Here is a 12,563-nt window from a genome sequence, read left to right on the forward strand (position 1 = left end):
AAGATATCTTTATATGATGGATGTAGCCCCGCCCGCCGCCGCAAACTTTCCTCCCCCGCCAGGGGGAGGTGGCGCCGAAGGCGACGGAGGGGGAGGACGCGGAGCAAAGGTTACCCTTTCCTCCCCCTCCGTCTGGCAAGCGCCAGCCACCTCCCCCTTGCGGGGGAGGATTTCAAGCCCGCCCCGTCTCCGCCACCAGCAACCGCGGATCCACACCGGCCTGCGCGAAGGCGAACGTCCACCGATCCTCCGCAGCGGTATCGAACAGCAATTCCGTATCGCCGAGCACGTTGAACCAGCCCGGCCGCGACAGCTCACCCTCGAGCTGCCCGCCATCCCAACCGGCATAGCCAAGCGCCACCACCCACTCCGACGGGCCCTTCCCCTCGGCGATCGCGCGGAGCACGTCGACCGTGCTCGACAGCTTCCACCGCCCGGCGACATCGACCGTATCCTGCCCGCCCCAGTCGGACGAGTGCACAACGAACCCGCGCCGCGGCTCGACCGGCCCGCCGAAATGCACCGGCGCGTTCGGCGCGTCGCCCGTCTCGATCCCGAACTGTTCGAGCAAATCGTGGAAGCCCAAGCCGTCGATCGTCGCGCCGATCCCGATCCCGATCGCGCCATTCTCGTCATGGCTGCACATCGCGATCACCGCGCGGGCGAACCGCGGGTCGCTCATCCCCGGCATCGCGAGCAGGAATTGTCCGGAAAGAAAGGGCGTCTTGTCCATGCGGTGGACCATAGCGACGCGGACGATCGCCCGCCACGCTTGAAATACCCGCGTCCGCGTCCAAGGTACGGCTCGCCCGCGACCAACGCGCGGCGACAGGAGATTTCACATGACGATCAGCGTCGGCGACCGCCTTCCCACCACCACTCTCGTCAAGGCCACCGCGGACGGCCCCGACCAGGTCGATACCGACAGCTTCTTCAAGGGCCGCAAGGTCGCGCTGTTCGCAGTCCCCGGCGCGTTCACGCCGACCTGTTCGGCCAAGCACCTCCCCGGCTTCGTCGAGAAGGAAGCCGAGCTGAAGGCCAAGGGCATCGACGAGGTTGCGTGCGTCTCGGTCAACGACGCGTTCGTGATGGGCGCATGGGGCAAGTCGGCAGGCGCTGGCGACATCACACTGCTCGCGGACGGCAATGGCGACTTCGCCAAGGCGATCGGGCTGACGATGGATGGCTCGGGATTCGGCATGGGCATACGCAGCCAGCGCTATTCGATGCTGGTGAACGACGGCGTCGTCGAGCAGCTGAACGTCGAGGCACCGGGCGAATTCAAGGTCAGCTCGGCCGAGCACCTCCTCAGCGAGATCTAATCCTCCCCGGCACGGGGAGGGGGACCGTTCGGCACCTTTGCCGAAGGGTGGAGGGGGCTCACCGCGAGCGTTACGGTCGCGGAGCGCCCCCTCCGTCAGCCCGAGCGGGCTGCCACCTCCCCGACACGGGGAGGATTTAGGTGGTCTTGCCACCGTAACGTCCGCCACCTAACACTGCCCGATGACAATCGCATCCGACCTCGTCGCCGACCTCGACCGCCTCTACCGCGCCTCCGTCGAGCGCCTCCAAGCCGCGATGAGCGCCTATATCGCCGACGGCACGACGCCCGATCCGGTCAGCCGTACCGACGGCTCGTTCGCCTATCCCGAGATTCGGCTGACCTATAAGGGCGGCGTCGACCGACCCACCCCGCTCCGCTCGTTCGGTCGTCTGGTCAATGCCGGTGAATACCGCATCAGCGTCACCAAGCCCGCGATCTTCGCCGAATACCTGACCGAACAGCTTACGCTGCTGATCGAGGATTACGACGTCACCGTCGAGGCGGTCGAAGGCCGCCAGGAAATCCCGTTCCCCTATGTGATCGAGCCCGGCCACGCGCTGAGCCTCGACGAGGTTTCCGCGACCGAATTGTCGCGCCACTTCCCCGCGACCGAACTCGCGCATATCGGCGACGAGATCGCCGATGGCCTCTGGGTCGCCAACGACGAGACGCGTCCGCTCGCGCTGTTCGACGGCCTGCGTACCGATTTTAGCCTCGCCCGCCTGCGCCACTACATGGGCACCCCCGCCGAACACGCACAGCGCTTCGTGCTGTTCACCAACTATCACCGCTATGTCGACGAGTTCGTCCGCTGGGCCGGCACGCAGTTGGGCGAAGGTTCGCGCTTCACCAGCCTCTCCGGCGCGGGCGGGATCACGATCTCGTCGGGCGACGACATCGACAAGATCATCTCCGACAGCGCGTGGCGCCGTCACCAGATGCCGGCGTATCACCTGATGGCGGACGACCGCACCGGCATCACGCTCGTCAACATCGGCGTCGGCCCCTCGAACGCCAAGACGATCTGCGATCACCTTGCGGTATTGCGCCCCGAGGCGTGGCTGATGATCGGCCATTGCGGCGGCTTGCGTCCGAGCCAGCGGATCGGCGATTACGTCCTCGCGCACGCGTATCTGCGCGACGACCACGTCCTCGACGACGTCCTGCCGCCCGAAATCCCGATCCCCGCGATCGCCGAAGTCCAGCTCGCGATGGCCAAGGCTGCCGAGATCGTCTCGGGCCAGTCGGGCGAGGAGCTCAAGCGCCGGCTCCGCACCGGCACGATCGTCACCACCGACGACCGCAACTGGGAGCTTCGTTACTCGAAGTCCGCGCTGCGCTTCTCGCTCAGCCGCGCGGTCGGGATCGACATGGAGTCCGCGACGATCGCCGCGCAGGGCTATCGCTTCCGCGTCCCCTACGGGACGTTGCTCTGCGTCTCGGACAAGCCGCTCCACGGCGAGCTGAAGCTGCCGGGCCAGGCCAATCGCTTCTACGAACGCGCGATCAGCGAGCATCTGCGGATCGGCATCGAGACCTGCGAGCAACTCCGCCTGGAAGGCGCCAAGCTTCACAGCCGCAAGCTGCGCGCATTCGACGAGCCGCCTTTCCGGTAATAATCGGAGCGGATCGCGCGAGAATGGGTTACGCATCCGGAATCATTGCTGAGGGAAGATAACCGTGGCCGACACCGACACGCCCGATACGGAAGCAAAGAAGCCCGTCACCCGCCGCCGCGCACCGCGCAAGACAAGCGCGCCAAAGGCGGCACCGGCTGCCACGTCGTCGGCCAAGCCGGTCGCGTCCAAGCCCGTGCCGGTTGCGGACAAGCCCGTGACTGCCGCGTCGTCGAAGCCAGTGGGCAAGCCGACGCCAAAGCCCCGCTCGACCAAGCGCAGCACGCCCCGCCCGGTGCCTGCACGCAATACGGCCACGCCGGTTCCGGTCGCCAAGCTACCGGAGAAGACCCGGGGGAAATGGGGGGCTGCTGCGATCTTCAGCGGAGTGGCGGTCGCTGGCGCCGCGGTTGGGGCGCTGCTGACTCTGCGTGGCAGTACGCCGAAGCCTCAGACAGCGCCTAAACCGAAGGGTATGCACGCACATCAGGCTGACGGGACGGACTCGTCGAAGTCGTTCGACGCGGGGATCGCCGACCCGGGGACGGTCCCGGAGTAAGTATCCCCAAGATACTCCACCCCGGCGAAGGCCGGGGCCCATTTGGAACGTCTTGCGTAACGATGCTCATCGCTCCGTTAACGACGTTTCCCAACTGGACCCCGGCCTTCGCCGGGATGGTGCGTTGTAGGTGTCGCCCCACGCCGCGTTCGTTCCCCCGCGGAGGCGGGGGCCCAGCTAAACCACGGAAGCGTTCGTAACCCTGGGCCCCCGCCTTCGCGGGGGAACTAAGAGGACGCGTTAGCACTCCGATACCCGGCCCCCTCACCACCCAGTCGGCTTCTCCTTGTTCTGCACGTCCAGCCAAGCCTTCAACGGCGCGAAATACTCCACCAGCGCCTTGCCCGACATCTCCCGGCTCCCTGTGAACACCTGCAGCGCATCCGGCCAAGGCTCCGACTGCCCCATGCTCAGCATCGCGTTCAGCTTCGTCCCCACCGCCTTGTCGCCATAGAACGAACAGCGATGCAGCGGCCCCTTCCAGCCCGACTGGTCGCACGCCGCCTTGTAGAACTGGAACTGCAACACGCGCGCCAAGAAGTAGCGCGTGTAGGGCACCGCCGCCGGGATATGGTATTTGGCGCCCGCATCGAACTTGGTCTCGTCACGCGCGACCGGCGGCTTGATCCCCTGATACTGGAGCCGCAACGCATCCCACGCCGCCTGATAGCCGGTCGCCGGGATCTGCCCCGAGAACACGCCCCAGCGCCACTTGTCGATCAGCAGCCCGAACGGCAGGAACGCGACCTTGTCCATCGCCTGGCGCAGCAACAGTCCGATGTCCTTGTCCGCGCTCGGCACCTTCGCCTGGTCGAGCAGGCCGATCTTCACCAGGTAGTCCGGCGTGATCGACAGCGCGACGGTATCGCCGATCGCCTCGTGGAAACCGTCGTTCGCGCCGTTCGCGTAGAGGAACGGCTGCGCCTTGTACGCGCGCTGATAGTAATTGTGGCCGAGTTCGTGGTGGATCGTGACGAAGTCGTCGGCGTTCACCTTCGTGCACATCTTGATCCGGATATCGTCCTTGGCGTCGATGTCCCACGCCGATGCGTGACAGATCACGTCGCGATCCGCCGGCTTGGTGATCTGCGACCGCTTCCAGAACGTCTCCGGCAACGGCGCGAAGCCGAGCGACGAATAGAAGCCCTCACCCTGTTTCACCATCTTGAGCGGATCATAGCCTTTGGCCTTGAGCAGATCGCCGGTGTCGAAACCCAGATCGCCCGCTCCCTTGGGTGCGACGATGTCGTAGATATTGCCCCATTCCTGCGCCCACATGTTGCCGAGCAGGTCGCTGCGGATCGGCCCGGTCTTCGCCTGCACCGCGTCGCCGTATTTCTCGTTCAGCTTCCACCGCGTGTAGGTGTGGAGCGCCATGTAGAGCGGCTCGACCTGCTTCCAGATCGTGTCGGTCAGCGCCGCGAACTGCTCGGGCGTCATGTCGTAGCCCGAGCGCCACAGCGCGCCGACGTCCTTGTAGCCAAGCTCGCGCGCGCCTTCGTTCGAAATCGACGTCATCTTCGCATAGTCGCCGCGCATCGGCGCGCCGACCTTGTCGTTCCAGCTCGTCCACATCTCCGTCAGCTTGGTGGGATCGCGCGTCGAGCCCATCGCCGCCTCGATATCCGACCCGTTGATCAGCTTGCCGTCAAGCGTCCCCATGCCCTTGCCGTAGGACGACGACATCTTGGTGGTCAGCGTCGACAGTTCGTCGGACGCGCCCGGCCGCGTCGGTGCCGGCAGCGTCAGCCCACCACGCAGCAGGTCGAGCTTGCGCTTGGTATCGAACGACAGCCCCGGCAGCGACGCGTAGCGGGCGGCGCCCAGCGCGTACTTTACCCCGAGATCGGTCATCTCCGCGCCCGACTTCGCCGCCAGCGCATCGGTATCGTCGGTGATATACGTCGCGTTGACCCACGCCACGCGGTTCGCGTCGAGCGAGGCGGCTGCCATCGCCTTCTCGGCCTCAGCGACGAACGCATCTGCCTGTGCGACCGTCGGCTTGCCGGTGATGGCGGGTGCTGCAGTCTGGGCCCGCGCTACGGACGGCACGGCGATCGCGCACGCGAGCGCGATCAGAGAGACGGTACGGATCATGATCTTCCCCTGGATTATGCGCCCAGAGTGATGATCCGCCGTCGCCTGGTCAACTGTCTCTGGCCGACCTTGCAATCCTCCCCCTTGCGGGGAGGATCGAGGACAGGGCATCAACCAGCAAGAAAATCCGCGATCGCCTGGCCGAGTTCAGGCTTCACCACCGCGCTCATATGACCGCCCGGAGTCTCGACATACGTCCCGCTCGGCAATGCCGCCGCCAGATCCGGTGCCGAACCATTATCCTGATCCTCGCCGCCGCACACGACCAAAGTCGGCTGCTGGATAGCCTTCACGGACTCGAGCGGCGTATCCACGAACGTCTCGAGGATACCCAGCAACGCGACCGGGTCGCCGCCCGTCGTCTTCAGGAACGCCTCCGCCAGCCACTCCGGCGTACCCTGCACATGCTGCCCCAGCTTGGTCAGGATGTTCCGGAAATGCCCGGCCCGGCGCGACGTCTGGGTAAGCCCTTCGAGACCCATGCCCGAGAAGATCACGCGCCGCGGCGTCGCCCCGGTCGCCAGCATCCGCGAGGTCGTCCGCGCACCCAGCGAATAGCCGCCAAGGTCGTACTCCGTCAGCCCGAGATGCGCGATCAGCGCGTGGCCATCCTGCGTCAGCGCATCCGCCGGATACGCTTCGAGCCCGTGCGGCTTCTCGCTCTCGCCGTGCGCGCGCAGGTCCGGCATGATCACCCGGAAGCCCTTGGCGGCAATCTTCGCGGCATGTCCGTAGCGGATCCAGTTGGTCTTCGCGTCGGAGAAATAGCCGTGGATCAGTACCACCGGCCGTCCCTCGCCGACCTCGCGCCACGCGATCCGCGTGCCGTCGAAGCTCTCGAAAAACTGGGTATCGCTCGGGGTGCTGGCCACGTCTCGTCCTCTAAACTGTGCAGTCGCCAGTTCGTGGCCTCGGCCCGCGCTGTCAACTTTCGCGCCGAAACGAAAACGGGCGACCCGCAGGCCGCCCGTTCCGTCGATCGTCCAGTGGGATCAGAACTGATACCCGATCCCGCCCGATCCGCCGGCCCGGCCCTGCGAGTCATAGGTGCCACTGAGCTTCACGACGGTGTGCCCGTCGCTGAACGCCTTCGACATGCCGACCGCGACTGCGGACTGCCCGGCATAGGTACCGCCGCCGATCGCGACCATGCCCTTGCCGGCTTCATACGCCTGGGGAAGCCCGGCCGCGGCAAGCGCACCCGAAGTCCCGGCATAGCTGTCCCGTCGTACCGAGCGAAGATCGAAGTCGAGCGCCGCGATCCGTCCGTCGGTATAGGCATTGGCCTGCGTCACCGCCGAGTTCATCCCGGCATTCATCTGCCCGAGATTGACCGCGTCGGTGGCCGAGACGCCCGGCCCGACGTTGCTGAGGACGGTTGCGGCCCCACCATTGTTGAACGTCACGTTGGTACGCGACGGACCGTATTGCACCGAGTTGTTGCCCATCGCGAGCGCGCTGTCGGCGGTGCCCTGCGCCGTCGCGACCGCCTGGTTGGTGGTGTTCAGCTGGCCGCCATTCACTGCGTCGGTCGATCCCGCCGCGACCACGCCCGCCGCCACGTTCGTCACCGTCACGGGTGCCGCCGCGTTACCGCCCGCCAGCGTCACGGTGTTGGTCCGCGCGCCGTTCGGGTCGGTGCCGTACGACACCGCGTTCACCGCCGTCAGCGCCAGGGCGTACACTTGGCCGCCGTTGACTGCATCGGTCGATCCGGCCGCGATCGAGCCACCCGCGACGTTGTGCAACCCGACCGGCCCAGCCGCTGCACCGACCAGCGTCAGGTCGTTGGTCTTCGTGCCACCGTTCGGCGTGGTGGCGCTGCCGGGGTTGGAGTATTGTACCGGCCCAGCCGCACCGTTGCTGATCTGGTTGCCCAGGTTGGTGATCGCGGTCGTGTTGTTCGCCACCTGCGTGTTGGTCGCGGCCAACTGCGCGCCGTTGACGGCATCGGTCGAGCCGGCAGCGACATTGCCCGCCGCGACATTGGTGATGACCGTCCCGCCGGCACCGCCGAGCGTGATCGAGCTCTTCGTGCCGTTGTCGTACTGGACGGTCGTGGTGCCGAGGGCTGCGACCTGCGCCGCAACGCCGGCCACCTGTCCGACATTGGCGGCATCGGTTGCCGCGGTGCCTGCCGCGACGTTGGTGATCTGCCGAGCGCCACCGGCGGAACCGACCGACACTTCGCCGACCGAGTTCTGCAAGCCGGCGAGCCCGAGCGCAGCGTAGCCAAGCGTACCGCCACGAAGCGCCGAGGAGCCGGTGCCGATGGCAACACTGTTGTCCGCGGTGGCGGTCGCTTCCGGCCCGATCGCAATGCTGTCGGTGCCCGTCACGACGCTGTCGTCGCGGGTCGAGAGAACGCGGAAGTAGCGGATACCCGCACCGCCGTTGATCGCGCCATCGACGGCGTTGAACACCGACTGGACGCTGCCATACTGCACGCCGCCAAAGCCGATCGAGGCAAGCACGCTGTTGGTTGCCGCGTCGTAAGTGGACAAGCCACCCAAGCTAGCCGCAACGCCGGTACCCAGCCCGACGAGCTGACCGCCGTTGACCGCTTCGGTCGAACCCGCCGTCAGCGTCCCCGCCGCGACGTTGCCGAGCACCACCGGTGCCGCACCCACGCCGCCGAAGCTCACCCGCGTCCGGCTCGGATCGTCATACTGCACCGACAGCGCGGCGAGATTGCCGACCTGCCCGGATACGGTCGCCAGCTGGCCGCCGTTGACCGCATCGGTCGAGCCCGCCGCAACCACGCCGTCGCCGACGTTATGCAGCGCCACTACACCAGCGGCACCTCCGACCAGCGTCACGTCGTTCGACGGTACGCCGCCGTTCGGCGTGGTCGGCGCACCTGCGCTCGAATATTGCAGCGCACCGATCGCGCCATTGGCGATGCTCGTCGTCAGGTTCGAGACATTGGTATTCGTCGCGAACAGCTGGCTGCCGTTGACTGCCTCGGTCGAGGTCGCGCCGAGCGTCCCGGCCGCAACGTTGCCGATCACGACGGGCGCCGCACCGGTCCCGACGCCGCCGAGCGTGATCCGCGACCGGCCGAGATCGTCATACTGCACCGCGAGCGCCGACAGGCCGCTGACCTGACCGGATACGCTGGCGAGCTGGCCACCGTTGACAGCGTCGGTCGATCCCACCGCGACATTGCCGTCAGCGACATTGTGCAACCCGACCGGCCCCGCAGCCGCACCGACCAGCGCGACGTCGTTGCTTGGCACGCCGCCATTCGGCGTGGTCGGCGTCGCCGCGTTGGAATATTGCACCGCGCCGATCCCGCCATTGGCGATGTTGGTCGTCAAGTTGGTCAACGCCGTGTTGGTGTTGGTGACGTTGGCGTTGGTCGTGAACAGCTGACTACCATTGACCGCCTCGGTCGAGGTCGCGCCGAGCGCCCCCGCCGCAACGTTGCCGAGTACGACTGGTGCTGCGCCCGCGCCCCCGAAGGTTACGCGCGACCGGCTGAGATCGTCATACTGCACCGCCAGCGCGGACAAGCCGCCCAACTGGCCCGACACGGTGGCGAGCTGCCCGCCGTTCACTGCATCGGTCGAGCCTGCGACGACTGCACCGTCGCCGACATTGTGCAGCACTACCGCGCCAGCCGCACCGCCCACGAGCGTCGCGTCGTTCGATGGCACGCCACCGTTCGGCGTCGTCGGTGCCCCTGCACTGGAATATTGCAGCGCACCGATCGCACCATTGGCGATGTTGGTCATCAGGTTGGTGACGTTGGTATTGGTCGCGAATAGCTGACTGCCATTGACCGCCTCGGTCGAAGTCGCGCCGAGCGTACCTGCCGCGACATTGCCGATTGCAACGGGAGGCACACCAGCACCGACACCGCCCAGCGTCACCCTAGCGCGCGTCGCGTCGTCATATTGCACGCCCAGCGCTGCCAGAGTGCCGACCTGTCCCGTCACAGTGGCAAGCTGGCCACCGTTCACGGCGTCGGTCGATCCTGCGACGACTGCACCGTCGCCGACATTGTGTAACGCGACCGCACCCGCCGCGCCGCCAACCAGCGTCGCGTCGTTCGATGGCACGCCACCGTTCGGCGTGGTCGGCGCACCGACGCTGGAATATTGCAGCGCCCCGATGCCGCCATTGGTGATGCTGGTCGTGAGATTGGTGACCGCGGTGGCGGTGTTGGCAACGTTGGTATTGGTCGCGAACAACTGGCTGCCGTTGACCGCCTCGGTCGATGTCGCGCTCAGCGCGCCCGGCGCTAGGTTACCGATCGTCGTACCGGCTGCTCCGGCCAGCGTCACGCGGTCCTGCGCCGCGGTATCATATTGAACCGCGCCGCTGGCGAGCGTGCCGATCTGAGCCCGCACGCCCGCGAGCTGGCTGACGTTGACGGCGTCTGTACCCGCGGATCCAGCCGCGACGTTGGTGATCTGGCGCTCGGCACCCGGTGCCCCGACCGAGACTTCGCCGACCGACGTCTGGGGAGCGGCCAGCCCGATCGCGGCATACCCCGTCAGCGGAACGCGCGCCGCGACACTGCCCGCGCCCAGTGCGACCCCGTTGACGCCGGTCGCGGTTGCGCCCGTGCCGAGCGCGACCGCGCCGGTTGCATTGGCGCCGACCGTCGATCCGGTGCCGAGCGCGATTGAGCCCGCTGCGGTCGCGGCGGTCTGCGCCGCGTTACCGAACGCGATCGAGTTGCCTTCACCGGCTACCGCTACCGGGCCGGTCGCGCCGAGGCCGGTGATCCGGTTGCCGCCGATTGCGATGCCGGCCGGCGTTCGCAGCGTGAAACCGTCCGCCTGCGAGACGCAACTGGAATTGGGTCCAACCGCGTTTCCGTTGACGTCAAGTACGCTCAGCGTGATGTCATCGCCATCGGCCGCAGCGGTCAGCAACCCATCCACGTCGATGGTCTGTGTCGTGGCCGGGAGGGCGGGAATTACCCCACCCACCAGTGGCACGAGGAGAATTCGATTCACGGTCGTCAGGATCGGATTGAGCGTGTTCTCTATCGGCGTGACGACCCCGCCGATGACCGGACGAATGATCTCGGTAACGACCGATTTCGGAAGGCTGACGCCGGAGCACACGCCGACGACGTTGGGTGGCGGGACGACCTGGGCTGCGGCCGGTTGCGACGCGAGCGTGGTCGCGGCGGCCAACCCGATCAGCGATACGCCGCCGCGGATCTGCCGCAAGATGCCGGTGTCGCGACGCGTCCTGACGGTTTCGTGCAGTTTGAGAGCGATCCCGCCCGAGTACCGTACTCCCGACGCATTGCGATAAGTCGACGCGGTAGACATGCCAATAACCTCCACTAGCGACTGCAGCAGCAGCCCGAACATTACCGGTGACTGATCGTATTCCGACCTGATCACTGGAACGCGTGAAGTTTCCGACCTCTACCCCTAACAGCAAGTTACCCGATTAAACGGCATTGATATCGATATCAACGTCTATCCAATCATAACTACAGTTCTCAATGGTTTTAATTTCGAACCATTATGGATTGCGTTACTTCGTGGATCGCTAGCTTTCCGGATTATGCTTCGATTCACAACACGGAGAACGAAACCGGAAAAGAAATAGGTCGTCGCGCGAGACGACTGCCAAACTGGATAAATGCCTCCCCAGAAATTTTGCCCGTATCCGTCAGGCAAGTAAAAACCGCGCCGCCATACTCGATGGCGACGCGGTTCTGTCCGCGCGATCTGTCCGAAAACGGGGCGAATCACCCCGTCCGGTTCAGGCCTTTTGCAGATGCCGGCGCCCGAGCAGTTCGGCGATCTGCACGGCGTTCAGCGCCGCACCCTTGCGGAGATTGTCGCTGACGCACCAAAGGTTCAGGCCGTTCTCGACGGTAGGATCCTCGCGCACGCGGCTGATGTACGTCGCGAAGTCGCCGACGCACTCGATCGGCGTGATGTACCCCCCGTCCTCGCGCTTATCGACCAGCATGATGCCGGGCGCCTCGCGCAGGATGTTCTGCGCCTCCTCGGCCGTGATCTCGTTCTCGAACTCGACGTTGATCGCTTCCGAATGGCCGACGAACACCGGCACGCGGACACAGGTGGCGGTGACCTTGATCTTCTTGTCGAGGATCTTCTTGGTCTCGACGACCATCTTCCACTCTTCCTTGGTCGAGCCGTCGTCGAGGAAGCTGTCGATGTGCGGGATCACGTTGAAGGCGATCTGCTTGGTGAACTTCTTGGGCTCGGCCGGATCGCCAACGAAGATGTTGCGGCTCTGCTCGAACAGCTCGTCCATGCCCGCCTTGCCCGCGCCCGACACCGACTGATAGGTCGAGACGACCACGCGCAGGATCTTCGCCGCATCGTGCAGCGGCTTCAGCGCGACCACCATCTGCGCGGTCGAGCAGTTCGGGTTGGCGATGATGTTGCGGACCTTGTAGCCGTCGATCGCCTCGGGGTTCACCTCGGGCACGATCAGCGGCACGTCCGGGTCCATGCGGTAGAGCGACGAATTGTCGATCACGACGCAGCCGGCGGCGGCGGCGATCGGTGCGTAGACCGCCGTGCCCTCCGAGCCGATCGCGAACAGCGCCATGTCCCAGCCGTTCCAGTCGAAATGCTCGATGTTCTGGCATTTGATCTGCTTGCCGGTGTCGCCATAGTCGACCATCAACCCCTGGCTGCGCGACGATGCGACGCAGGCGATCTCGTCGGCCGGAAACTCGCGCTCCGCCAGGATATTGAGCATCTCGCGCCCGACATTGCCGGTCGCACCCGCGACCACCACCCGATAACCCATGTCTTAACTCCGATTGGACTTGGGCGGGCAGTACCGACGTTGCGCGGCGAGGTCCAACGGCTTTCGACTTGTTGCGCGGATAGGGGGAGTTTGGGGGGTGGATCGCGGCGACCGTTGCACATGCTTCCTTGTTCCCCCGCGAAGGCGGGAGCCCAGTCTGGGCCCCCGCCTTCGCGGGGGAACACGCTAGCTTAGCGAGATGGAT

Annotated in this window: 7 protein-coding genes and 1 pseudogene; 3 read left to right on the forward strand and 5 right to left on the reverse strand. The window is 66.0% G+C overall.

Annotated elements, in window-relative coordinates; all coding sequences use genetic code 11:
- Window positions 1–172: 172 nt before the first annotated feature.
- Window positions 173–733 (reverse strand): YqgE/AlgH family protein, encoded by a 561-nt coding sequence (locus IFT67_RS02115; protein WP_192144876.1) that lies wholly within the window; start codon window positions 731–733, stop codon window positions 173–175.
- Window positions 734–842: 109 nt separating this feature from the next.
- Between IFT67_RS02115 and IFT67_RS02120 the strand changes: the two genes are divergently transcribed.
- From IFT67_RS02120 to IFT67_RS02130, 3 genes are all read left to right on the forward strand, one after another.
- Entirely contained in the window at window positions 843–1,322 is a 480-nt protein-coding gene (locus IFT67_RS02120) for a peroxiredoxin (RefSeq protein WP_192144877.1), read from the forward strand.
- A gap of 181 nt (window positions 1,323–1,503) precedes the next feature.
- Entirely contained in the window at window positions 1,504–2,940 is a 1,437-nt protein-coding gene (locus IFT67_RS02125) for an AMP nucleosidase (protein WP_107962051.1), read from the forward strand.
- 64 nt (window positions 2,941–3,004) lie between these two features.
- Entirely contained in the window at window positions 3,005–3,499 is a 495-nt protein-coding gene (locus tag IFT67_RS02130; protein WP_192144878.1) for a hypothetical protein, read from the forward strand.
- 264 nt (window positions 3,500–3,763) lie between these two features.
- Here IFT67_RS02130 and IFT67_RS02135 read toward each other — a convergent pair whose 3' ends face one another.
- From IFT67_RS02135 to IFT67_RS02150, 4 genes and pseudogenes are all read right to left on the reverse strand, one after another.
- Window positions 3,764–5,596: a M2 family metallopeptidase gene (locus IFT67_RS02135; RefSeq protein WP_192144879.1), complete on the reverse strand. Its 1,833-nt coding sequence runs from the start codon at window positions 5,594–5,596 to the stop codon at window positions 3,764–3,766.
- Between the two features lie 110 nt (window positions 5,597–5,706).
- Window positions 5,707–6,468, reverse strand: coding sequence for an alpha/beta fold hydrolase (locus IFT67_RS02140; RefSeq protein ID WP_192144880.1), 762 nt, complete (start codon window positions 6,466–6,468; stop codon window positions 5,707–5,709).
- Window positions 6,469–6,864: 396 nt separating this feature from the next.
- A pseudogene (locus IFT67_RS02145) lies at window positions 6,865–10,890 on the reverse strand (beta strand repeat-containing protein); the annotation flags it as partial.
- Window positions 10,891–11,332: 442 nt separating this feature from the next.
- On the reverse strand, window positions 11,333–12,358 hold the full coding sequence (locus IFT67_RS02150) for an aspartate-semialdehyde dehydrogenase (RefSeq protein ID WP_192144882.1): 1,026 nt from the start codon (window positions 12,356–12,358) through the stop codon (window positions 11,333–11,335).
- Between the last annotated feature and the right edge of the window lie 205 nt (window positions 12,359–12,563).

Source organism: Sphingomonas sp. CFBP 13728, assembly GCF_014841895.1.
In the GTDB taxonomy this organism is placed as follows: Bacteria; Pseudomonadota; Alphaproteobacteria; order Sphingomonadales; family Sphingomonadaceae; genus Sphingomonas.

Bases quoted from the DNA above. Each gene is read 5' to 3' on its own strand.
- IFT67_RS02120 (WP_192144877.1), top strand. From the start codon at position 843: ATGACGATCAGCGTCGGCGACCGCCTTCCCACCACCACTCTCGTCAAG.
- IFT67_RS02135 (WP_192144879.1), bottom strand. From the start codon at position 5,596: ATGATCCGTACCGTCTCTCTGATCGCGCTCGCGTGCGCGATCGCCGTG.
- IFT67_RS02115 (WP_192144876.1), bottom strand. From the start codon at position 733: ATGGACAAGACGCCCTTTCTTTCCGGACAATTCCTGCTCGCGATGCCG.
- IFT67_RS02150 (WP_192144882.1), bottom strand. From the start codon at position 12,358: ATGGGTTATCGGGTGGTGGTCGCGGGTGCGACCGGCAATGTCGGGCGC.
- IFT67_RS02125 (WP_107962051.1), top strand. From the start codon at position 1,504: ATGACAATCGCATCCGACCTCGTCGCCGACCTCGACCGCCTCTACCGC.